General features: G+C 38.6%; 36 protein-coding genes and 1 pseudogene. 5 read left to right on the top strand and 32 right to left on the bottom strand.

What is annotated here, in order from left to right; genetic code table 11:
* Window positions 1-14: 14 nt before the first annotated feature.
* The 8 genes from HT730_RS05400 to HT730_RS05365 all read right to left on the bottom strand — a co-directional run bounded on the left by HT730_RS05400 (window position 15) and on the right by HT730_RS05365 (window position 6,288).
* Window positions 15-182 (bottom strand): hypothetical protein, encoded by a 168-nt coding sequence (locus tag HT730_RS05400; protein WP_156916953.1) that lies wholly within the window; start codon window positions 180-182, stop codon window positions 15-17.
* A gap of 41 nt (window positions 183-223) precedes the next feature.
* Window positions 224-637 carry a GTP pyrophosphokinase gene (locus tag HT730_RS05395; protein WP_173307019.1) on the bottom strand — a complete coding sequence of 138 codons (414 nt, stop codon included), beginning with the start codon at window positions 635-637 and terminating at the stop codon, window positions 224-226.
* Window positions 634-843 (bottom strand): hypothetical protein, encoded by a 210-nt coding sequence (locus tag HT730_RS05390; RefSeq protein WP_000651746.1) that lies wholly within the window; start codon window positions 841-843, stop codon window positions 634-636. The genes HT730_RS05395 and HT730_RS05390 overlap by 4 nt, the downstream gene beginning before the upstream one ends.
* A 1-nt stretch (window position 844) precedes the next feature.
* Window positions 845-2,482, bottom strand: a complete 1,638-nt coding sequence (locus HT730_RS05385) for a minor capsid protein (protein ID WP_173307018.1) — start codon at window positions 2,480-2,482, stop codon at window positions 845-847.
* A complete protein-coding gene (locus HT730_RS05380; protein WP_164226342.1) occupies window positions 2,391-3,860 on the bottom strand; it encodes a phage portal protein in 1,470 nt (489 codons plus the stop codon). Before HT730_RS05380 ends, HT730_RS05385 begins: the two co-directional genes overlap by 92 nt.
* Before the next feature lie 11 nt (window positions 3,861-3,871).
* A complete protein-coding gene (locus tag HT730_RS05375; RefSeq protein WP_173307017.1) occupies window positions 3,872-5,089 on the bottom strand; it encodes a PBSX family phage terminase large subunit in 1,218 nt (405 codons plus the stop codon).
* The gene (locus HT730_RS05370; RefSeq protein ID WP_050242949.1) at window positions 5,076-5,570 is read right to left on the bottom strand and encodes a terminase small subunit; all 495 of its coding nucleotides are present in this window, start codon (window positions 5,568-5,570) and stop codon (window positions 5,076-5,078) included. Before HT730_RS05370 ends, HT730_RS05375 begins: the two co-directional genes overlap by 14 nt.
* Window positions 5,571-5,859: 289 nt before the next feature.
* Window positions 5,860-6,288: an ArpU family phage packaging/lysis transcriptional regulator gene (locus tag HT730_RS05365; RefSeq protein WP_001165368.1), complete on the bottom strand. Its 429-nt coding sequence runs from the start codon at window positions 6,286-6,288 to the stop codon at window positions 5,860-5,862.
* A 129-nt stretch (window positions 6,289-6,417) separates the two neighbouring features.
* On the opposite strand from HT730_RS05365, the gene HT730_RS05360 reads away from it, so the two are divergent.
* A complete protein-coding gene (locus tag HT730_RS05360; RefSeq protein ID WP_001098945.1) occupies window positions 6,418-6,633 on the top strand; it encodes an AbrB family transcriptional regulator in 216 nt (71 codons plus the stop codon).
* Complete coding sequence (locus HT730_RS05355; RefSeq protein WP_050242948.1) at window positions 6,617-6,970, top strand: type II toxin-antitoxin system PemK/MazF family toxin; 354 nt, start codon at window positions 6,617-6,619, stop codon at window positions 6,968-6,970. Before HT730_RS05360 ends, HT730_RS05355 begins: the two co-directional genes overlap by 17 nt.
* 27 nt (window positions 6,971-6,997) lie before the next feature.
* Here HT730_RS05355 and HT730_RS05350 read toward each other — a convergent pair whose 3' ends face one another.
* The 17 genes and pseudogenes from HT730_RS05350 to HT730_RS05270 all read right to left on the bottom strand — a co-directional run bounded on the left by HT730_RS05350 (window position 6,998) and on the right by HT730_RS05270 (window position 14,427).
* Window positions 6,998-7,783 (bottom strand): phage antirepressor, encoded by a 786-nt coding sequence (locus HT730_RS05350; RefSeq protein ID WP_050242947.1) that lies wholly within the window; start codon window positions 7,781-7,783, stop codon window positions 6,998-7,000.
* Between the two features lie 5 nt (window positions 7,784-7,788).
* Window positions 7,789-8,022 (bottom strand): hypothetical protein, encoded by a 234-nt coding sequence (locus HT730_RS05345; protein WP_050242946.1) that lies wholly within the window; start codon window positions 8,020-8,022, stop codon window positions 7,789-7,791.
* Window positions 8,015-8,248 (bottom strand): hypothetical protein, encoded by a 234-nt coding sequence (locus HT730_RS05340; RefSeq protein WP_050242945.1) that lies wholly within the window; start codon window positions 8,246-8,248, stop codon window positions 8,015-8,017. Before HT730_RS05340 ends, HT730_RS05345 begins: the two co-directional genes overlap by 8 nt.
* Window positions 8,249-8,404: 156 nt before the next feature.
* Entirely contained in the window at window positions 8,405-8,584 is a 180-nt protein-coding gene (locus tag HT730_RS05335; protein ID WP_050242944.1) for a hypothetical protein, read from the bottom strand.
* A gap of 2 nt (window positions 8,585-8,586) precedes the next feature.
* Complete coding sequence (locus HT730_RS05330) at window positions 8,587-8,724, bottom strand: hypothetical protein (RefSeq protein ID WP_166736852.1); 138 nt, start codon at window positions 8,722-8,724, stop codon at window positions 8,587-8,589.
* Between the two features lie 414 nt (window positions 8,725-9,138).
* A complete protein-coding gene (locus HT730_RS05325; RefSeq protein ID WP_050242943.1) occupies window positions 9,139-9,399 on the bottom strand; it encodes a DUF1372 family protein in 261 nt (86 codons plus the stop codon).
* The gene (locus tag HT730_RS05320) at window positions 9,396-9,671 is read right to left on the bottom strand and encodes a hypothetical protein (protein WP_050242942.1); all 276 of its coding nucleotides are present in this window, start codon (window positions 9,669-9,671) and stop codon (window positions 9,396-9,398) included. The genes HT730_RS05325 and HT730_RS05320 overlap by 4 nt, the downstream gene beginning before the upstream one ends.
* Window positions 9,671-10,183, bottom strand: coding sequence for a DUF1642 domain-containing protein (locus HT730_RS05315; protein ID WP_173307016.1), 513 nt, complete (start codon window positions 10,181-10,183; stop codon window positions 9,671-9,673). The genes HT730_RS05320 and HT730_RS05315 overlap by 1 nt, the downstream gene beginning before the upstream one ends.
* A 170-nt stretch (window positions 10,184-10,353) precedes the next feature.
* On the bottom strand, window positions 10,354-10,734 hold the full coding sequence (locus HT730_RS05310; RefSeq protein ID WP_240151464.1) for a hypothetical protein: 381 nt from the start codon (window positions 10,732-10,734) through the stop codon (window positions 10,354-10,356).
* 205 nt (window positions 10,735-10,939) lie between these two features.
* Window positions 10,940-11,119 (bottom strand): annotated as a pseudogene (locus HT730_RS10470) (helix-turn-helix transcriptional regulator); the annotation flags it as partial.
* Window positions 11,120-11,301: 182 nt separating this feature from the next.
* Window positions 11,302-12,351, bottom strand: a complete 1,050-nt coding sequence (locus HT730_RS05300) for a DUF1351 domain-containing protein (protein ID WP_050242938.1) — start codon at window positions 12,349-12,351, stop codon at window positions 11,302-11,304.
* Between the two features lies 1 nt (window position 12,352).
* Window positions 12,353-13,093, bottom strand: coding sequence for a phage recombination protein Bet (bet, locus tag HT730_RS05295; protein ID WP_050242937.1), 741 nt, complete (start codon window positions 13,091-13,093; stop codon window positions 12,353-12,355).
* On the bottom strand, window positions 13,090-13,269 hold the full coding sequence (locus tag HT730_RS05290; protein ID WP_050242936.1) for a hypothetical protein: 180 nt from the start codon (window positions 13,267-13,269) through the stop codon (window positions 13,090-13,092). The genes bet and HT730_RS05290 overlap by 4 nt, the downstream gene beginning before the upstream one ends.
* A 105-nt stretch (window positions 13,270-13,374) precedes the next feature.
* Window positions 13,375-13,518, bottom strand: coding sequence for a hypothetical protein (locus HT730_RS05285; protein ID WP_000196747.1), 144 nt, complete (start codon window positions 13,516-13,518; stop codon window positions 13,375-13,377).
* A gap of 16 nt (window positions 13,519-13,534) precedes the next feature.
* On the bottom strand, window positions 13,535-13,882 hold the full coding sequence (locus HT730_RS05280; protein ID WP_050242935.1) for a hypothetical protein: 348 nt from the start codon (window positions 13,880-13,882) through the stop codon (window positions 13,535-13,537).
* Window positions 13,883-13,894: 12 nt separating this feature from the next.
* Entirely contained in the window at window positions 13,895-14,185 is a 291-nt protein-coding gene (locus HT730_RS05275; RefSeq protein WP_050242934.1) for a hypothetical protein, read from the bottom strand.
* Between the two features lie 98 nt (window positions 14,186-14,283).
* Entirely contained in the window at window positions 14,284-14,427 is a 144-nt protein-coding gene (locus tag HT730_RS05270; protein WP_173307014.1) for a hypothetical protein, read from the bottom strand.
* 115 nt (window positions 14,428-14,542) lie between these two features.
* Between HT730_RS05270 and HT730_RS05265 the strand changes: the two genes are divergently transcribed.
* Entirely contained in the window at window positions 14,543-14,785 is a 243-nt protein-coding gene (locus tag HT730_RS05265) for a hypothetical protein (RefSeq protein ID WP_050242933.1), read from the top strand.
* A 256-nt stretch (window positions 14,786-15,041) separates the two neighbouring features.
* Here HT730_RS05265 and HT730_RS05260 read toward each other — a convergent pair whose 3' ends face one another.
* From HT730_RS05260 to HT730_RS05245, 4 genes are all read right to left on the bottom strand, one after another.
* Complete coding sequence (locus HT730_RS05260) at window positions 15,042-15,215, bottom strand: hypothetical protein (protein WP_173307013.1); 174 nt, start codon at window positions 15,213-15,215, stop codon at window positions 15,042-15,044.
* A gap of 751 nt (window positions 15,216-15,966) precedes the next feature.
* Window positions 15,967-16,287, bottom strand: a complete 321-nt coding sequence (locus tag HT730_RS05255; RefSeq protein ID WP_226946478.1) for an HTH domain-containing protein — start codon at window positions 16,285-16,287, stop codon at window positions 15,967-15,969.
* 148 nt (window positions 16,288-16,435) lie between these two features.
* Window positions 16,436-16,651 carry a helix-turn-helix transcriptional regulator gene (locus tag HT730_RS05250; RefSeq protein WP_078748298.1) on the bottom strand — a complete coding sequence of 72 codons (216 nt, stop codon included), beginning with the start codon at window positions 16,649-16,651 and terminating at the stop codon, window positions 16,436-16,438.
* Between the two features lie 12 nt (window positions 16,652-16,663).
* Window positions 16,664-16,840, bottom strand: coding sequence for a helix-turn-helix transcriptional regulator (locus HT730_RS05245; protein ID WP_050242930.1), 177 nt, complete (start codon window positions 16,838-16,840; stop codon window positions 16,664-16,666).
* A 139-nt stretch (window positions 16,841-16,979) separates the two neighbouring features.
* On the opposite strand from HT730_RS05245, the gene HT730_RS05240 reads away from it, so the two are divergent.
* Complete coding sequence (locus HT730_RS05240; RefSeq protein WP_000347144.1) at window positions 16,980-17,276, top strand: hypothetical protein; 297 nt, start codon at window positions 16,980-16,982, stop codon at window positions 17,274-17,276.
* A gap of 19 nt (window positions 17,277-17,295) precedes the next feature.
* On the opposite strand, the gene HT730_RS10625 is transcribed toward HT730_RS05240, so the two are convergent.
* The 3 genes from HT730_RS10625 to HT730_RS05230 form a co-directional block, all read right to left on the bottom strand.
* Window positions 17,296-17,418, bottom strand: a complete 123-nt coding sequence (locus HT730_RS10625; protein WP_000133947.1) for a hypothetical protein — start codon at window positions 17,416-17,418, stop codon at window positions 17,296-17,298.
* 13 nt (window positions 17,419-17,431) lie between these two features.
* On the bottom strand, window positions 17,432-17,629 hold the full coding sequence (locus HT730_RS05235) for a hypothetical protein (RefSeq protein WP_050242929.1): 198 nt from the start codon (window positions 17,627-17,629) through the stop codon (window positions 17,432-17,434).
* A gap of 170 nt (window positions 17,630-17,799) precedes the next feature.
* Entirely contained in the window at window positions 17,800-17,943 is a 144-nt protein-coding gene (locus HT730_RS05230; RefSeq protein WP_078748297.1) for a hypothetical protein, read from the bottom strand.
* Between the two features lie 162 nt (window positions 17,944-18,105).
* Here HT730_RS05230 and HT730_RS05225 point away from each other — a divergent pair, with 162 nt between their 5' ends.
* Window positions 18,106-18,927, top strand: coding sequence for a S24 family peptidase (locus HT730_RS05225; RefSeq protein ID WP_050242928.1), 822 nt, complete (start codon window positions 18,106-18,108; stop codon window positions 18,925-18,927).
* The last annotated feature ends 58 nt before the right edge of the window (window positions 18,928-18,985 follow it).

Raw genomic sequence — 18,985 nt, 5'->3', positions numbered from 1 at the left:
TTAGTTCCTTTCTTTTATGTTTCTATAAGGATAACATCTCCGATTATGACGGAAACTCTTTTGACTTCTAACTCACAATCAAGAAAGCAACAAGGATAGTCGCCCTCCAATTGTTTGCCGTGATGTTCAACAGTTACATAAGACTCTTTTTCTATCACTTTACAAAGTTCTTTAACTTTCATTTTCAATCCTTTCCGAGCACGAAAAAAGCGCTTAGATTTCTCTAGGTGCTTAAGTAATAAATTGCATTTTTATATTTTTTAACACGCTCGTAGTCTGTATTGGTAACAGATTTCAAACGTGATAAATCTGAGTTGTGTTTCAAATCTGCAAGTTTTACAACTCTTGCTAAATTATTTGATTTTACTTTCCCAAGATATTCTTGATAACTTTGACCTTTTTTCTTTGTCAAAATTTGTACCGCTGCAACAACTTCATTTGACAAACCAGACGCTAATAAATCGGCAGCAGTTATATCGCTATCCTCAATCACATCATGTAAAAGAGCGACAGCTTTTTCTTGTTCAGTGTTGACTTGACTGGCCACATAGAGAGGATACTGTATGTAATCAACACCCGCTTTATCTACCTGCCCTGCATGTGCTTTTTTAGCGATAACCAAGGCAATATCAATCATGCCGCTACCATCCTGTCAATATAAGTAAATGCATCATTTTCTGAAATTTCTTCAAAATCCGTAAAGTCATTAAAAAAGATTTTATTAAACCAATCTATGCTATTAACCCACTTTTTTTCAATGTCAAAAACTTGCATGACACCATCAATCAAACGAAGTACTTGAGCATTGTTCGTCGTTGTGCGGTAGTATTTAATATCTTTCATATCACTTCACCCTCTCTATATTTTTAGGAATCTCAAGCCCATTGCTTAAATCAAGCATTTCCTTAAATAATTTCATGCGTTCTAGATCAGATGTATTCGTATCACGATACTTCTCATAGAGTTCATGTAATGAACCATTTTTTAAGTCGAAACTTTCCTGAGTATGATACTGCATTTCAAAGTTGATACCATCTTTTTCAACGACTGTATTCACACCTTTGTATGGTCCATCTACTAACCAAGTGTTTTTTACTTTTACAATTTTATAACCTTCTGCGACAAGCTTCTGTTTCATCTTCAAATACTCTTCTGTAAAAGTATCGGAATCGAAAATAGTTGTGTACCTTAAGGCGTCATTAATCTTACTCACGGCTTTTGACAAACTTATATTTTCAACTAGGCTATCTGCAATAATTTTACGTGATAACGACTCAACTGTTTTCTTCCTAAATTCAAGACCTGCCAATTTGTTTTCTCCTGCGATACGTTGCATATCACTTGTAATTTTTGGCTCAACTCCTGAAATTTTGGACAATAGTTGTTCGCTATAAAATTTCGCATTGGCTTCTCTTGTATCTTGATTATACACCTTTTCCCCGTCTTTCGCAACATACTTGCTATACCACTCTTTATAAGTCATATCGGCAGGCACTAGCTCGGTCTTACCTGTCACTGGATTCCTTGCTCTGCGCTTCAACTTGCTGTAGTCTGCGTCCTCGTCGTATCCAACAGTAGTAGACCTACACCAAGGGTGCATAGGCGGACAATTGACGCCAGGGACAGCCTTATCCCTATCATAGACCTGATTGTCATGCTCTTGGCAAATGCGTGATGTACGCTTGTCTAAGACGGCCACAAAGATATACTTTTCTATGTCTGCTTCTTCATAGCTGAGTAGTTCCATTTGGTTATGAAAAAAGGCTGATTCCGTCCGAACCAAACGCCTTGCATCGTTCTGACCTACATTAAACCGCTCAGCAATCGCTTGTGCAGTTTCTCGTGTTCCTCGGCCTGTCATAAGGCTTATGAGGAGTTCATCTTTTAGGCTTGAAGTAAGCTTCCCTGTGTTCTTCCAGATGTCTGTTGAGTAGGTACTTCCGTCACCTACCCAACTAAAAGACTGTAGATGTTTAATCTCGCTCTCAGGAAGCCCAGAAAAGCCGTATGCTAGTCCTGTCTGCTGCTGCAGGTCAAAGGTAGCCTTGTAGTAACTATCCTTCATCAAGTCGCTATAAAAGGCATCTGAGCCCGTTTTCTCAGAGCGGTAGATAGACTCACGCATACGATCTAAATCGTTGTTCAAACGCTCTAGGCGCTTCATACGAAAAGAATAAGCCGGACTATCTAAGTCAGCCAGTAGCCTTTGAATGTTCGGGTCATTCGGTCTCGCTTCAAGCACCTTACGAAGTTCATTCAGGTCTTTCTTATCTTTCATGTTCTTCAAGACTTGTCTAGCATCTACCTGACTTAAACCATAATCACGTTGGAAATTATCAAAAATCTTATTGATTTCCTTATCCAAGTATGTCTTAGCTTCTTGATAGACCTTATCGAACTGGTCTGCCTGCTTTTCGGCCTTGTCCATCTGCTGGTAAATCAGATTGGCTTTCCTCTTCGCCCAGTACTCCTGATTCTTCATCCTCTACCTCATCTTCGGGTTTCGTGTTGTCTTGGTTGAACATTGGCATTCTTTCCATGTTCTTCTTTTTTTCTTCTTCCAAGGCTTCCAGCTCAGCGTCAGGGTCTTCCACAAACGGCAAGAGAGAAATAAGTTGTCTATTGGTCACTTTGCCTTCCAAGTTGTTCACAATCTGAGAGATTTCCAGTAAGTTCTTAGGTAAACCACGGCTAAACTGTGGAACAATTGAATGAGACTCTAGTGCAATCTGCTTCATACCTAAATAATGAGCAAAAATCGCAATCCGTTGACGTAATCCTCGCTTGTAGTTCGCCTCCTTGGTCTTGGTAATCATCTCAAGACCCATCAGCTTGAATTCCATGGCTACCCCTGACGTATTCCCTGCGAAGTTCTCATCAGTCAAGTTAGGCACATGGCTGAATGTGTAGATGTCTTCTTTCAGAGCTGTACGCAAGATTTCAGTAGCACTTTCGTCCAGCGTGTTCTTCAAGAACTCAGCTCTTGCACTATCGCCCGGTAATTCCAAAAGACCTTCTTCAGAAAGAATCTTCATCGCTACCTTGGCATCTTCTGGCGTGTCAGCTAACTGCGTACCATATAAGACAAGGATAGACTCTACTGCCTGCTCCTTATCATTGACACGGTTACCCATCAAGGAATTATAAGCGTCAATTAAGCTAATCTGTTGCTCGTAGTCGCCAATCGCGAAGTGATTATTGCGATACTCGATAATTGGGATTTGACCAAGGTTGTGAGGTTCTACTTGCTCGTTCTGAGTTGTTCCTGAATCTGTACTTCTCAGCACCATGTGATAATGCAGATTTTCTGTAAAGACCTCAGCCTGATACTTAGTCGTGTCTTTCGTATCATCTTTAACTTGATAGTAATAGACCGCAAACAAAGGCTTCCGCTCAATGCTATCATCATAGACCATGAAGGTATTCTCTGGATCAATACTAGTTGAGTCCAACTCAGTCAATCCCTCTTTAGCATAGATGTATTCATAAGCACGACCATAGATAGCCATGTTCAAAGCATTCTGCGCATCTACTTGGTCAATCTCAGCACCATCAAAAGCTGTAAGCAGCTCATCAATATCACCGTCAGCAGTGTTATTGTACTTGATAGGATTGCCCATAAAATAGCCCGTAGCCGTGTCTGCGATATCCTTGGCATGATTAGCTACCGTCCTGTAATTGGGTGCGTTCTCGTTGCGTCTCTTGTGATTTAAGATAGCATGTTCACCCAAGTAGTAGCTTTTAAGCTTCTTCAAACGTGAGCCTTCAGTGCTATGCTTCGTTATCAATTTATAAATCAGGTCTTTCTTCAAAGAACCCTCATCATATCCATCCCGTGGATAGGTTAAATATTGGTACATGTCTTTCCTCTCTATAGACCATAATCAGAACGTCTGCGGACAGTTGCTTTTGGTTGCGTATGTTGCGAGTAAATCGCATAACGCACTGCATCCAGAACGTCATCATTTTCTTTTACTGGCTCGCCTGTCTTTTCGTTCCAGATGTATTGATAGACCTCATCTTTGAACTTGCTGACCTTGTTTGATACAACAAAAAAGTGCCCAGCTTTCATCAGCTTGGCTACTTCTTCAATACCAGACAATACCGCTTTATTAGCGTTGAATGTTCTTAATTGCTCTCTTTGAAATCTTGCAACGTGTTCAGGTCGTGCGCTATCTGCCCAGAACGTAATATTCCCGTATCGTACCTTGATATTCTTAGCGAGGTCTACCCAAAAGTCTATCTCTTTGTACTGATGCGCATGTTCCTCTAACAGATAAACCGAACCGTCAGATGTTTCTCCAACAACAACGATAGAGCCAAAGTGTTCATATCCCCAGTCAACACCAGCGTAGACTTTAGTGATATCTTCTGGTACGTTATCCACAAACATATTCTCACTAAAATCACGATAGACCACACCTTCGCCAGTTACCCACAAACCAAGGATGTCTCTATCATAAAAGACACCAGCTGGCGTAGCATTTTTGATATTCTCACGGTATCTATCAGACATGAATGTATTATCATCTAGCTTGAAATGAAAGTCTATAATCATATCGTCGCCTGAGTTGATATAATCCCGTCTAAGCCAGTGAGTTGGGATGTCTGGGTTACTGTCCCAAACAATCCTTGCGCCTTCTCCTGAGCAACGTGAGATGATTTCTTTAAATACTTGTTCGTTAGCAAGAGATGCCTCGTTTACATAAGCTCCAAAAGCAGTAAAGCCACGGGCGCGCTTTAAACCAGATATAGAACTAGTGTAGACTTGAACTACCTTGACACCGCAAAGGGTAAAAGCTCCGTGCTTATCGTATTTAGGTTCAATATCAAACATGTTATACAGTTCCTGAATGATATTGTTTTGTATCGATGTTGAAGATGTTCCAGCTAGTATATACATTGGCTCATCTATGTTTAATCTATCCGCTGTTTCTCTCACTCGTGCAATCTCATTCATGAAGACCATATTGTTTAGAACAGTTTTACCTGAACGTTTTGCACCATGGAGACCACAGATAAAAAAATCATCATTCAATACTCGTGTAAGTACTTCTTCTTGTCGTTTCGTAAATTTATTTGTCGTCAAAAGCACCTCTCAAAGCCTTAGCAAACTCTATCAATTTATCGTCTTGCTCATTATCCACACCGATTTGTGATTTAAGTTTTTCGATTTCAAGTTCTAGTTTCTCAGCTTGTTTAGCAGTCGGATAACGCTTCAATATCTCAGCTATCGCTTTAATAACTGTGTTATTATCTGCCTTTTTCGTAACTCTATCCACCTCACCAGTGACAGGGTTCATTATCAAAACTTCCTCAAGTCGCTGGCCTCTTGCGATGTCTGAGAGAATTGAAAGAGCCTCTTTAGCACTCAAAATATTTTCATCATGCATCTTTTCAGTTTCGGTTTGTATAAACGTTTTAACGCTTGCATTTTCTAGCAATTTACTAGCGGTTGTCTTAGCATACGCTTCACTATAACCTGCGAATATTGCGGATTGATAGACATTTCCAGTCCTCAAATACTCGCTCGCAAACATCTTTTGTCTTTGATTTAACCCAATGTCCATCACCACCTTTTCAAATAATCAAAAAAGCCACTAGTCGCGGCATTGAATATGACAGTAGCTGGAATTGAACCAGCTGGTCTAGCAGTAAAACGCACGTTTGGTAAAAGTTTCAAGGAGACCCAAACAACCTGCTAACCTATCCTTACTGTCTAAGAGGCCGAAACCTCTATATTTTTAGGAGTCCTCATGACTGTTCGTTGTCAATCATTGGATAATACTATTTTAGCACGTTTTTCCGTTCCAATTCTCCCAAGGTTTTCCCAGATTTTTCCCAAGATTTTCCCAGAAATCACTTGTAGACCAAAAGGTTGCTGGCTTGATAGGACTCCGCAAACTCTAATAGAGCTTTGTTCAATATCCGATAATACTCACTGGATGAGTAGCCTAGTTCTGAGTAGATGCTGTAGTCTTCCCTCCTCTTTTTCCTGCAATATCGTTCGATTAGGATACGTGTATATTCCATATCGGAAAGATTGTTGATTGCTTTAGCGATTAGTTCTAAATCCTGCTGAGCTGATACTCTACGCAAGACCATGCTTTCTACCTGCTTGCTTGTCTGACCACTTGATGATCTTGGCTCAAGTGAGTAGGATATTGTTATTTTCGGAGCGTATTCTTCTCCAGCAATCCGTCTCAGACGACTGTATTTTTTTAGGACTTTGATAGCTTCCTTTCTGGTTTTCTTTTCATCGATGATATCCAATAACTCTATTTGCACACGAACTCCTCCTCATGATATAATAGTTATGCGAAACTATAACACGAGAAGTCAGCTGTGCTGGCTTTTTTCTTGCCTTACTCCCTTTTTAGGTGTATACTGTATGTATACAAAATAAAGGAGAAACAAATGAATACTGTTAAAACTCGTAAGGTTGGGAACTCTGTCACTGTGACCATCCCAAAAACACTCAACGTTCCAGAGGGGCAGGAGATGTTTGTCTACAAGGGGGTGGATAATGTCATTGTCCTTGCTCCAAAAATTCCAGACCCATTTAGTGGCGATGCAGACCTACGTATGGAAGATGACTTCGAGGGGGTGAAATTCCTTGACAGCGAAATATGATTACATCCCAGAAAAACAGGACATCATCTGGATTGACTTTGACCCGTCTGTTGGACGTGAGATTCAGAAACGCCGTCCTGCTATTGTCGTCTCGCGTAGAGAATATTCGGAGCGGACGGGATTTGTGGCTGTATGCCCTATTACACACGGTCAAAACAGACTAGAAGAACAAGGCCTGCTCGTTCCTGTGCGTTCCAATAATGTAGATGGCTCTGTCAATCCACTCCAACTCTATACTTTTGACTTTAGAGAGCGCAAGGCTCAAAAAATCACAACCATGGATACAACCAGTTTTCAGAAGGTTGTCCAACTCTACAATTTCATCTTCGAAGCCTAGTCCTTATGGATTGGGCTTTTGTTCTACCTAAGCTACATCTTCACGTTCAATTAACGGCAGAATGCCATTGTCTTTTAAAATTTCATACAAGAAGAAGTGCCCTTTCACTGTCCATTTCGTATGCAAAGAGACATCTGGTATACCATTTTTATGTGTAATAGGATGCGGTTCAATATGCACATAGCCTTTAGTATGATATTTAGCATAAGGAAGCCACACCTTCCCTTGCTTAAATATAATACCTAGGTCTTTCAGTCGCAAATTGAATTTTTTAGCACTTTCTCCATAGTTCTTAGCAATAGCAGTTGTAGAAATTAAACCCTTGTTAGCCAACATTACATCTACATAGTCTGCTTTTGGTTTCATTTCGTCTAGTTCGGATTGCAATTTACTATTCTGCACTTCAAGTTCCTTATTTTTTGTTCGTTCTGCTTTCAGAGCTTGAAAAGCTGCAATAGCTAGGTCTGGATCGTTAAGTAGCTGGTCTGTCGCATACATTCCATGCTTGCGGATAGACGGTAACACTTCACTAGTCACCCAGCGTTTAAACTCCTTAGCCTGTGGGAGCTTACTGGATAGGATGAGCGAGTAAAGACCAGATTCGTTGATGACTGTCTGATTTCTCATCTGACCTGCCGTCGCGATTTGCGACGTCAGCTTATCATCTTCATCAACGTGTTTTGCCAGAGCATCTCTTGAATTTACATATCCAAGAATATCCGCAACATCTTTCCCGACTAGCCAAGGTTGACCCTCAATCTCTACCATACGAACTTGACCGAACTGTTCATTTTTAAAAATTTGTAATTCCATTTCCTTTATCCTTTCTTCATCTTATAAATCAACTCGCGGTTATCAAGCATATCTGCAATTTCCGCCCAAGCCTCTGCATTTTTTTCCATCATAATATCAAGCACTTTTTTATTAGCAGGTAAACTCATAGCTTCTGCAAAGTCAACTTGATTATCTACCCAATCTTTGAACTGTTTATAAGTCCAAGGTTCTTCGTTAATTACTTCTTGCTGATTATTCAGCAAAATTACGTTATTCATTTGTTTCCTCTTCTTCTGTAAAATAGTTAATAATAAAATTAATTAGATCATTGGCAAAAACTGCCATAAAAGTTGCCTGAACATCAAAGAATACTCTCGCCTGTTCCTCTGGAAAATGTTTTCTGATGATTGCAGCTAGAAGTGCGTCCCACTTTTCTAACTCCTCAGTCCTTGCTTCTGATCTAAAGGCCATATGTAATTCGTTGATAAAATCTTGATTTTCCATGATTTTCTGTACACAAAAAGCGTACCCTTTCTATAAAACTGTTGCATGAATAAGGGTACGCATGATATACTATATGCGTATCCTATTCATTATGAATGGGTGCGAGGCACCATGTAACTACTCAAACGCCAATCCGACTAGTTACATGGTATTTTTTTATTCCTCTAATGAGGTGTAGAGCAACTCGACGGCTGTTAATATCGTTTCAGTCTTTGATAGTCCAACTTTTGTAGATACTTCATCAACAAAAGCAAACTCATCTTCAGTCAAACGAATCGTGACGCGCTTATCTCGCTTGCTCTCTCCTTTTAGAGGTCGCCCCATTTTCTTTGCCATAACTATCTAGTAAAATACCAAATAGCCAAGGCAAGGACGGCAATGCCAACAACACCTTGAACTTTTTCTTTCAAGGTCGTCCGCTCAATCGTAATTTCTGCACGCTTGAACTTCTTGTGGTAAAGTACATTGTCTTTCATTTGCTTTTTACCTTTCCTTATGCTAGAATGAACTAAACAGTAGCGAGGAGCTTTCGCTCCTACTACCTTACAAAAGTTTAAAAGTGATTTTAACTACTACGAGATCGAGGGTGATTGTGATCTCATTTAGTTTTAATCGCTTTTTCTTCTTGTCGTGTTTAGCCATCTGCTAAGTCCTTTCTGTTGGATTTGTTAGATTTCTCAACCTTACATAGACTATTATAATACTTAACGCTGTACATGTCAATAGTTTTGTACAGCTTTTTTATTTTTCAACAAAAAAGTTCTCGCACCCATTCATTATTCAGTTTTCAAAGAACAAAATCATAGCTTATATTTCAAATAACGCTGCTAGTTCCGCTAGTTTTTCAGAACTAGTATCTAGCTCCTGACTAGCCCAAATTTCAACTGGTGTCATAACATCACCTCATCCCCAACTTTCACTTTCTCATACACGTCCTTCGTAACCACGAACACACCGTAGTCACGAATGGTAAGCGTATATAGCTTGCCGTGTCGTCCTTTCTCAACAACCTTACCAAATATCTCCGCGCCTGCGTTATCCGCCTTGTAGATAACCATTGGCTTCTTCTCTTCCAAATCTCGAATCCTGTCCATCTGCCAGATGTTTAGTCCAGCAGATAGCAGAATCCAGATAGCTATGAATCGTTTCAATCTACTTCAACTCCTAACTCTATCAACTGCTCTTTTAAATCCTCGATTGTTCGCGTCAAAACAACCTTAATCGCATCTGATAAAACTTCAGATGTAATAAACAACGTTGTATCAGAATAAAATGTACAATTTTTAATTGATAACCTAAATTTCGGATCTTGTCTCAATATTAAAGCTTCTTCAAGGGGCGTTTTTTTGTGATTGATAAACTTTTCAAGTTCTTTAATCTGTTGCCTGATTTCTCCTGCTTTTTCCAAATCTTTTATATTCATCACTCCACCTCCTCAATCTCAATCCCTGGGCAATCGAATACCCAGCCGAAACCAGCTTCTTCTAGTTCTTTTCGGGTGTGGTGTGCTCCGTGTCCGTCTGAATTATTTTTATCTGTGACCGTCCATATATCAGCATTTTTGTGATAGCTCAAAAAGCTCAATGCGTTTACGATACCTTTCACTTTCACCAAATACCGCTTCTCTTTCTCGACCTCGTAGCCGAAAATCCAAGCTTGTGCGAATGTTTCTTGGTTGCCTGAGTCTTTGACAATCCAACTAAAAACGTTTTTGTTTTCTGCTTCTTCAGAACGATAGAATGCGTGAGCTAAAGTGATTTTCTTGACTTTACAATACTCAATCCAATCCGCCACAAACTGCGGAACCTTGACTTTTTCTGGTTCGTCTAGTTGTTGCAAGTCTCTTAGAACGCTTTTTAGAATAGTTTTTCCGCTAACAATACCTACAAGACATTCAACCGCTTCGTATTTCTCAATCAATTCCTGCTTATTCATCTTTCAACTCCTCTACTTTCTGCCTTAATTCTTTATTCTTTTTCTTCAACAAATCGCGCTCCAGCGCTCTAATGCGTCTTTTCCGTGCATCGCACGGCTTCGAATACTCGATTATCTTCTCTTCGTTTTGCTTGATTGTGCGTTGATAACCTTTTATCAATTATTGCTTATCAAATCCCATCCACTATCCTCTGCAATATCTCGTGATATTCGTAAATCTCCAGCTCAATCCTATAATTCTTATTTCCGGACTTGCCACCGTGCATGAACTCAGTCGATACTATCACGTTGTAATTATCATCTGTCCAAATCTTAGCGTCCGTCAAACCGTCAAACAAAGCCTTGCTTGTAGGTGACCAGTTCGGTGGGTCATACTTCCGATTTGTCGGAGGATATATCCGAACCTTAACCTTGCAAGGCTTGTCCTCGCTGTAAGGCAGCCCAAAGTAATCTCTCAGTACATTGTTGCCCTCATATGCAGCTAACTGCCGTAAAAACTTAGTGATTTTAGCCTTTTGATGAAAGTGCGGTCTATCATTTGAGTTAATCATCTGCTTTCTGTTTAACTCAAATTTAAGAATCAATCTCTCCTTCATTCAACCTCCCTAAACACCTAGCTTTTTCCACGCTTGCTATTGCAAGGATGTCATTAGCTAAATCAAAAACTGTGTACCAATCCAGAACTCCTATCAAGTCCTTGTGTTCCTTTAGTTCATCAACTAAGCTTTCCAGTCGTTCCAATGGGTTACTTTCATCCCCCAACAGATACCCAATGCTTACCCCAAAGTAATCAGCTAGTTGTTGGGCTTTTTCTGGTTTAATTTGGCTTTCTCCGTTTTCCCAATTTTGAAGAGTCCGATAATGAACCCTGATATTTTCAGCTAACTCTTTTTGAGTTAGCTTTTTTTCTTTTCTCAATTCTTTTAGTCTATTCATCCAAGGACCTCATTCAGTTTCATAATCTCCTCTCTGCCATACTTCCTACCAAAATCCCACGCCTGCCAAATTGTGAGCAAAGCAAGCGTGAGTGAAATTCTTTGCGTCATTCGTCCAAGGTTACATAACCTTTACTGACGCATTTTCTAGTTCGCTTTTTTCGTGGTTCACGGCACGTTGTTTTATTTAATCAGTTCATCCAATTCTGCCTGTGTCAACGGTTCAATTCGTTGATAACCTTGAACAGTGTAGTTTTTCTTGTATTCAAATCCCAAATCCGCAAGGCTATTCTTGAAATAGTCTTTTTCTTCCGTGTCAGTGAAATACACTTCCAAGGTCATTTTTTGGGTATATCGTTTTAAGTCATTTTCAGCCCCTCTGACGACTTCTTGTCGATTTTGGGATAATTGCCCACCGTCTAAGATTTCGCCCGTCTCTGGGTCAAATTTTGCGGTCTCCGTTGATTTTGGCGCTTGCTCTTGTTGCTGAGCTAAAACTTCCTCACGTTCTCGTTCAGCTCGCTCTTGAGCCAATCTAACTTCTTCTTTTTGCTTTTCAAATTCATAATCAGCTTTAATTTGTTCAAAGACCTCAGCAAGCGTCAAGTCTTTCAGCTGTCGGATGTAAGGTGAGTCAGTTATGCCATACTCAGCACATAACCCTGAAATAGCTGACTTAGCCTTTTCAAATTCTTGCTGTTTCTGAAACTCAAATGTAATCATGTCATCAAGCGACTTCATCGTTACTTTCTTGAGTGTCACACCGTCAGCCATGAAATCGCCTGCCTTGATGTACTCAAGGGCTTTCTCGTCAAATAGACGAGGATCTAGCATGTACTCAGCTGATTTATTGGCTATGTAACTCTTAACCGTATCTATTTTTAGTTGTCTGTGATGTTCTTCAATTTCCTTGATACCTTTATCAAATTCACTAACTACGGTTGCAAATGGTTCAATAATTGACTTTGCATAACTATCCCATGTATTAGCCGTCTCTGATAGCAAATTTTTAGTGTCGATACGGATACGATTTTTAGACTCAATTAGCTTATTAAATTCAGCTCGCTTTGCCTTGTCGTCTTTGAGAGTGCTAGCTGTAGGAATATAGTCCTTGTACTTTTCAGTAGCCTCTATGAGGTCTTTTTCAAAAGACTCTCTAGTAAGCTCATCCGTTGTAATCATTTCATAAATTTTATTGATTTTCTTATCATCAATAACTTGTAATTCTTGCATGTTAGTACTCCATTTCCTCTAAGAGTTCACCTTGTAGTGGTTCGTCTTCAAAATCAGGAATTTCATCTTCTGGATAAGCTGATGTTTGATGTTTCTCCTGCTCTCGCTTCATCTCTTCAATCTGAGCCATTTTCCTCGTTCTCACTTCTTCTTGAGATTCTTGAGGAGTTACATCGATAGGAGCTGCTTGTTCCATTTCCTCACTTGTATAAAGTCCTCCCACATCTTCTGAGAACGAATCACGGACTGCTGCAACAATTGCAACTTTCTCAATCATCTGCCCTGGCGCTTTTTGCCACCAGTTCTTCCCAGTGTTATACGCTGACAACTCAACTTCACGATATACTGGTCTAGTTCTATCTTTACGATAAACCTCACACCAACCACCGATTAGAGTACAATTTTTAGGTAAGATGACGCCTTTTTTATTTTTTAACTCTCCACTTGCATCTTCGTAGATAATTCCACTTTCAAAACCGTCATAATTTTGATTTTGTTCCGCACGCTTCATAAAAGCGTCCTTTGAGACAACAATCTGTGCAGGATTGTTTCCGTACTTGATAAAGTAAACTTCTTTTGTGAATGGGTTTAAATTACGATTTTTCACGATAGCCAGTAAAGTTTGTAATTCTTGTGGGCTTGCTTGATGTTTTGGGTCAACAAAATTTCGCAATGTTGCTCCGTCTAGTTTTTGCAAGTCTGTTAGATATGCGCCTTTTGTTTGTGTTAGTTCGTTTGTCATTTCTTTCTACCTTTCGTCTTCTTCAAATTCCAATTTTCACGCTTTAAGCGTCGATTTTCGTTTTGTAATTTCAAAATAATATCCTGTTGGTCGTTGATGATTTGCCCCAGCTCTCGGCCAAGATGAATATATTCAGCTCTCCAGTTGTCGATTTCTTCGTGTAGCTCCTGGATCATATTTCATCACCCACATATCGATACTGCCCACACCCAATATATACATACTCGCTTGAGTCGAGTTCTTCTCGTGGTTCAGGTGGTTGCATCATATCTCTGTCATAATTAAACATGCGCATACACCTTTCCAAGTTCCAGCACTCGCTTCACATATCTGGCCTTGGATGTTAGTCCAAGATCCAGTAATTCGTTTTTTTCTTCATGATTGGCCAAAAGCCACACACGGTTTTCAAGTTCAATTCTAGTCATTAGCGTCTCCTTTGCTCTATCCCAAATGCTTTGCATAGCGTGCTCTTCGTGGTTCTGGCAAAGCTAACGGTTCAGGGCGCAAGCCTACAGGCGGTTCGTTATCAAATGTGAAGCCTTTGAACTCCCGACGGATATTCTTGCGGATTTCTTGACGCTGTACCTCTCTACCACGTTCGTATGCTTGGTTGTAACCTTGGATAATCATAGACGCAAATTCTTGCTCTTCTCGTCTCTCTTCTTCCTTCTGGCGGATTTTCTCCTCTTCCTGCTTATCCATCTGACGAGCTAGAAGCCCTGTACCGATAAATCCTAAAATCACTGTGCCAGTTCCTAATAATTGGCTAACTAATGGTGGTTCAAACATTTTTTAATCTCCTTACACTCTTAATTTTCGTACTTCTTTCTCTAACTCCAAAATTTCATAAACATCATTGACATCATACATAATATCTTTCCCTTGCTTACGAAATCTTAATCCTTTGCGTTCTAACTTCTTAACATAGGCATGATTAAAGCCAAACTTCTTCATCAAAGCCTGTTGATTGATTGGCATGCGGTCATTCTCTAACTGCTCCTTGACCTGCTTTTCAGCAAAAGCCAGTAATTGATTTGTGAACAATTCAGCACTTTCACCGTCCAATCGTAATTGTAACGTGATACCTTCCATTTTCTACATCCTCTCAACTATGCGGGCAAGCATTTTTGTGATATAATTTAATTAGTAATTTTTGATTAGCGCCTGATTGCCGTCAGGTGCTTTTTTGTTTAAAAAGTCTTGCTTTCCAGCGCCCTGAGCTCAATCTCATGGCTGACTTGTTTCAATAGCTTCTCACACGCTATTTTAGCTTCTCTGTACGTTGTCGATTCGCTGATGAAATAATCAGCAAGTTCAATGACTTTATCTTCCATTCAACCTCCTACATCAGTCTCAAGACTGATGTAATATCCTCCTAAATTGCTATAATAATCTTGACTAGGACCTCTCACCGTTTTAGTCAAAATTTCAACAGAAAGGAGATTTAATATGGATTCTAATAAATTTATGGAAGTTGTCTCAAAACACATAGATCAAAATTTTAATTCAAACAACCAACTAGTAGACTACGTTGTAACTGAATTAAATTCGTTAGATCTCGACATCAATACTGAACAAGCTCAACATATTGTCAACATTATTGAATATGTGTCAAAATCAACTTCTAAAAGCACCATTGTTACTTTGGTAAATTCCATGCTAGAACTTGGACTTCTAAAGAGCGACAACTAATTTTCTTTGTATCCAAAGTTGTTGTCAGACTTTTTGAATCTATCAGTATATCTTGAACTAATTCAGGGTCTGCCTTTACAAAGGCGGACTCTTTTTTCCCACTATACGGATATTTTCTTGGTCTCATATTTATAATCCATTCCTTTCGTTTCATTTTCAAATCCAAGTCATTCCATCCTGTCTTTAATAAAGCAAAATAGATTTATGACAGCACAAACTACATTTACGATTGTTACTATGATTAGAGAAATATCGTTCATCGTTTTTTCCTTTCTAGCCTTTTAGAAATGATTTCTATATCTATGTCGTCCAGTTTCAACTGGTCGGCTTTTTGGTTTAAATAAACTTCCACGGCTTGGTTAATTTCAAGCCATTCTCGTTTTGTAAATTGGCTTCTGAATTTCAGGAATTCCTTTATTGTTTCTTCCATCTCTACTCCTTTCAAACAAAAATCCTAAATTTTAAATTTCTCTCTTTTATTTATTTAGAGAAGTAGGACTTGTTGTCTTTTAATATTTATTGTTATTTAATACTTGTTGTTAGTTAATATTTATTAGTGCCCAAAATCTGACATCTCACTTTCTGACATCTCACTTTCTGACATCTCACTTTTTGGAATGTCAGAATTATAATTCATAGACGCCTTTTTGATAGACAGGTTTAATCTCTGTTTCATAATATCGAATTGGAAATCAGATATTTTTACATCTGAAAAGAATCTGAATATATGACTCCCTCCATTTCCAGGAGGTTTTTTTCTGATTTTTCGCAAATATCCAGCCTCTTCAAAGATTTTGAAATACTTATCGATTGTCTTCCGATTAACACCTTTTCGCTTGCCTATCTCCTCTGGATAGACTTGCCAGTTTGGGTGATTAGCCAGCACCACCATCATGATGCCAACAGCTGTAAAATCTAACGCAGGGTCGTTGATAAAACTATTACTAACAGCTGTGTAGTCATCAGTTGGATTCCTGAAAGATGAATTGACAATCTAAATTTTTAAAGTCTGTCATACAGTCTCCTTTTTTATTTAGATAAGTAGTAGTTTGTTGTAAAGTTAGTAATTATTACTAAGTTAGTGCCGTAAGGCTTAGATTGTTGTATAGTTAGTACTTGTTGTATAGTTAGTATTTATTAGAGGGCAATTTTACACATGGCAATATTTTCCAACTGTATTTTTAAACTCCGTTATCTGTGGATAACTCTTTCTCAAGATTAGTTTTTAGATACTCAAAGTAATCATCTGAAATAGGCATATCTGAAAAAAATCTATGTACCGTTACGCCTTTGCCTCTGCCTAACCCTAAGCGGTATACCCTGAGATAGCCTGCTTTCTCTAAAAGCTTAAAGTGCTCATCTACGGTGCGCCTGCTTATTCCTAGACGTCGTGCAATCTCGTCAGGATACACAACCCAATCAGACTTATTCATCAAGATTACTGTAAGGATACCTATCGTTGTTGCCTTTAAGCGTTTGTCTTGAGCATAAGCATTATTCAAAGATGTGTAATTCCCATGAGTGTTTCTGAATATGTACGGCATACCTCATATTTAAGCCCCTTTCTGTAACTCTCGCTTGTTCATTCATACCTCTCCTTTCTCAAATTAACATTGATATGCGCCTGACTTTGTCGGGTGCTTTTTATTTTTAGGTTTTTACGAAATTTTCGTATTTTTTCCCTAAAAAAATATCATCAAATTTCACATTGAAAAAAAACATGTATTTTTTCAATAGTTGATAACCAATATCAGAGCTATCTTTTTCCAATCTAGCAATTGTTTGACTTGAAACTTCAAATTTTTCTGCCAACTCTGCTTGAGTAAGTCCTTTGTTGATTCTCATAGCCTCTAAAGTCCACTGCACATTACCACCTCCTTATCTTAATTCATTTATGCTGACTTCCAGTGCATCAGCGATTTTGCACATATTCTTAAAAGAAATACGCTCGGTTTTGATATTTCTGATTGTATTTGGACTGATACCAGCTTTTTCAGCTAATGCCTTCTGTGTCATCCCTTTTTCAATCAACAAATGCTTAAACTTCTTCCACACACATTGTTCCTTTCCCAATATATTGTGTTTTAAACATATAAAAACACTACATATTGTTATTTAATTTAGATTATGCTATAATATTCTTGACTAAGACCTCTCCCGTTTTAGTCAAAATTCCAATAGAAAGGAGAAAATTATGGATTTCAATCAAATTGCAATAACTTTTTTAACTTCCTGCGTCCCTGCATTTCTTGTTTATCTCACTAATAAACATCAAACAAACGCCAAAATAAAAGAATTAAAAACACAATCTGAAAATGAGTTACAGAGACTTGAAAAAGAACATGAATTGAAACTGGATGCCTTGAAACAAAGCCAACAAGTAGACATCGCTTCAAAATTTTTTACAGGCGAAGTTGATATCAAAAATATTACTAAAGCTATTAACGGAATCGCTGAACTTCAAAAAGCTGTAGATAAGTTTCAAAAATAATTTGATGAAAGTAGGGTACTTACTCTGCTTTTTTTAAAATTTTCAAAAGTATTGAAAGTCCACTAGCTAACCCAGCTAGATACCCTCGTCCGTAGTCTGTCGATAAGAATTTCAATAATTCAATTGTTTCTTCTTCAGTCATCTTCTACTCCTATTTAGTGAATTTTTTTATTAGCAATTCTATCCATTGTATCTAAAACAAGTTTTCGTAGCTCTTTTCTTGCTTGCCATTCCTCGTTGAAGAAAGTTTCAAGCATTTCGGTCAATCTATTCGAATATCCTCGCAATAGCATTGCCGTCGCCAAAAATGAAGTAATTACTGAGACGAGAATCGCTGAAAGAACACTATCCATTTCTCTACTCCTTATCTTTTTTATCACATCGGTATTCCACTATCTTACGAATAGTGAAAGACACAATCACAAATCCTGCTAGGATTATCAAACCAACATTTTCATCCATTGCTTTTCACGGCAAATGATGGTACACTATCAAGTAGAGGTTGGGGCTTCCGCCCCTTTCTCTACTTTTTCTTAAGCTCTTTGTCTTTGAGCTTGTAAGCTAAGTACTGCTTATGCCAAAGACGAGCTTCTCTGACTAAGCCTAGTGCCAAGATGACGGTTGCAGTGTCCTTGGTTGCTAGGCTTTTTATGATGTGTTCCATCATTTGCCTTACCTCCTTTTCCTTAAGCTTGATTTAATTATAATATGATTTTTTCGTATTATCAATAGTTTTTTGTCAAAAAATAGGATTTTTTCGTATTTTTTGATTGTTTATCAATCAAAAATGATATATAATGTAATTATAAAAAATACGAGGTAATCGTAAATGGATGAAAAAAAACGAATGCAAATTATTGCTGAAAACATTACACACTTTAGAAAGCAACGTGGCATCACCCAAAAGGAGTTGGCTAAAGAAGTTGGAATTACAGCAAGTACTATGACAGACTATATGAAGTTAAGAAGCGCTCCTTCTTTTGGTGTTATCCAAAAATTAGCTGATTATTTCGGTGTTAAAAAATCAGATATAGATACTACTTTTAAAGAAGAATCAACCAACTCCCTCCCAGACACTCCAGATTTGCTGACACAGCAGATAACGGACAAGGTTGTACAATTAACCCCAGATAATAAAAAAATCGTCCTACGGACTTCTGAGGAGCTTCTGGAGAGGCAAAAAGCAAACGGCGAGATGTACACAGAGCAAAACGAAGAAGAAACGAAGAAAAACGAAGTATCGGAAGTTATCAGCTTGTACCAAGTTGAGGTTGTATCTGAGACGGCAGCAGCTTGTGGATTTAACTATGGATTTGGCTACGACGATACAGACAGAGAGACTATAGAGGTTGACGAGCAACCACCACGTCACGATATTGCGACTAAGGTCAGCGGAGACTCCATGCAACCTGACTACCAGGACGGAGATATTCTCTATTTAGTAGACAAGGGACTGACTACCTACAACGGAGATTTGGCAGTTATCGCATATGGAGACCGTTCTTACTTCAAGAAGATCTATACCGAAAACGGACGCTTACGCCTCGTATCACTCAATGACAAGTACGAAGACATCATCCTAGACTTCCCACCAGCCGAAGACACACACATCAAGATCTATGCAGTTGTTGGAGTGTATAGAGGGGAATAAAACCAAATTTAACAAAAAGCTTGACAAAAACAACAAAAGACTCTATAATTAAATTAAT

This window comes from Streptococcus sp. k-628 (genome assembly GCF_013277475.1).
Lineage (GTDB): Bacteria > Bacillota > Bacilli > Lactobacillales > Streptococcaceae > Streptococcus.
This window is presented reverse-complemented; position numbering and strand designations above follow the sequence as displayed.

Excerpts from the sequence above, each read along its gene's own strand:
- bet (WP_050242937.1), bottom strand. The coding sequence starts at position 13,093 with ATGACAAACGAACTAACACAAACAAAAGGCGCATATCTAACAGACTTG.
- HT730_RS05225 (WP_050242928.1), top strand. The coding sequence starts at position 18,106 with ATGGATGAAAAAAAACGAATGCAAATTATTGCTGAAAACATTACACAC.
- HT730_RS05330 (WP_166736852.1), bottom strand. The coding sequence starts at position 8,724 with ATGAAAGACAATGTACTTTACCACAAGAAGTTCAAGCGTGCAGAAATT.
- HT730_RS05300 (WP_050242938.1), bottom strand. The coding sequence starts at position 12,351 with ATGCAAGAATTACAAGTTATTGATGATAAGAAAATCAATAAAATTTAT.
- HT730_RS05385 (WP_173307018.1), bottom strand. The coding sequence starts at position 2,482 with ATGAAGAATCAGGAGTACTGGGCGAAGAGGAAAGCCAATCTGATTTAC.
- HT730_RS05315 (WP_173307016.1), bottom strand. The coding sequence starts at position 10,183 with ATGAATAAGCAGGAATTGATTGAGAAATACGAAGCGGTTGAATGTCTT.
- HT730_RS05390 (WP_000651746.1), bottom strand. The coding sequence starts at position 843 with ATGAAAGATATTAAATACTACCGCACAACGACGAACAATGCTCAAGTA.
- HT730_RS10625 (WP_000133947.1), bottom strand. The coding sequence starts at position 17,418 with ATGACTGAAGAAGAAACAATTGAATTATTGAAATTCTTATCGACAGAC.
- HT730_RS05270 (WP_173307014.1), bottom strand. The coding sequence starts at position 14,427 with ATGGAAGATAAAGTCATTGAACTTGCTGATTATTTCATCAGCGAATCG.
- HT730_RS05230 (WP_078748297.1), bottom strand. The coding sequence starts at position 17,943 with ATGATGGAACACATCATAAAAAGCCTAGCAACCAAGGACACTGCAACC.
- HT730_RS05360 (WP_001098945.1), top strand. The coding sequence starts at position 6,418 with ATGAATACTGTTAAAACTCGTAAGGTTGGGAACTCTGTCACTGTGACC.
- HT730_RS05400 (WP_156916953.1), bottom strand. The coding sequence starts at position 182 with ATGAAAGTTAAAGAACTTTGTAAAGTGATAGAAAAAGAGTCTTATGTA.
- HT730_RS05235 (WP_050242929.1), bottom strand. The coding sequence starts at position 17,629 with ATGGATAGTGTTCTTTCAGCGATTCTCGTCTCAGTAATTACTTCATTT.
- HT730_RS05345 (WP_050242946.1), bottom strand. The coding sequence starts at position 8,022 with ATGAATAACGTAATTTTGCTGAATAATCAGCAAGAAGTAATTAACGAA.
- HT730_RS05265 (WP_050242933.1), top strand. The coding sequence starts at position 14,543 with ATGGATTCTAATAAATTTATGGAAGTTGTCTCAAAACACATAGATCAA.
- HT730_RS05280 (WP_050242935.1), bottom strand. The coding sequence starts at position 13,882 with ATGTTTGAACCACCATTAGTTAGCCAATTATTAGGAACTGGCACAGTG.
- HT730_RS05335 (WP_050242944.1), bottom strand. The coding sequence starts at position 8,584 with ATGGCAAAGAAAATGGGGCGACCTCTAAAAGGAGAGAGCAAGCGAGAT.
- HT730_RS05395 (WP_173307019.1), bottom strand. The coding sequence starts at position 637 with ATGATTGATATTGCCTTGGTTATCGCTAAAAAAGCACATGCAGGGCAG.
- HT730_RS05370 (WP_050242949.1), bottom strand. The coding sequence starts at position 5,570 with ATGGACATTGGGTTAAATCAAAGACAAAAGATGTTTGCGAGCGAGTAT.
- HT730_RS05260 (WP_173307013.1), bottom strand. The coding sequence starts at position 15,215 with ATGGAAGAAACAATAAAGGAATTCCTGAAATTCAGAAGCCAATTTACA.
- HT730_RS05340 (WP_050242945.1), bottom strand. The coding sequence starts at position 8,248 with ATGGAAAATCAAGATTTTATCAACGAATTACATATGGCCTTTAGATCA.
- HT730_RS05290 (WP_050242936.1), bottom strand. The coding sequence starts at position 13,269 with ATGATCCAGGAGCTACACGAAGAAATCGACAACTGGAGAGCTGAATAT.
- HT730_RS05275 (WP_050242934.1), bottom strand. The coding sequence starts at position 14,185 with ATGGAAGGTATCACGTTACAATTACGATTGGACGGTGAAAGTGCTGAA.
- HT730_RS05240 (WP_000347144.1), top strand. The coding sequence starts at position 16,980 with ATGGATTTCAATCAAATTGCAATAACTTTTTTAACTTCCTGCGTCCCT.
- HT730_RS05285 (WP_000196747.1), bottom strand. The coding sequence starts at position 13,518 with ATGACTAGAATTGAACTTGAAAACCGTGTGTGGCTTTTGGCCAATCAT.
- HT730_RS05310 (WP_240151464.1), bottom strand. The coding sequence starts at position 10,734 with ATGATTAACTCAAATGATAGACCGCACTTTCATCAAAAGGCTAAAATC.
- HT730_RS05380 (WP_164226342.1), bottom strand. The coding sequence starts at position 3,860 with ATGTACCAATATTTAACCTATCCACGGGATGGATATGATGAGGGTTCT.
- HT730_RS05350 (WP_050242947.1), bottom strand. The coding sequence starts at position 7,783 with ATGGAATTACAAATTTTTAAAAATGAACAGTTCGGTCAAGTTCGTATG.
- HT730_RS05320 (WP_050242942.1), bottom strand. The coding sequence starts at position 9,671 with ATGAATATAAAAGATTTGGAAAAAGCAGGAGAAATCAGGCAACAGATT.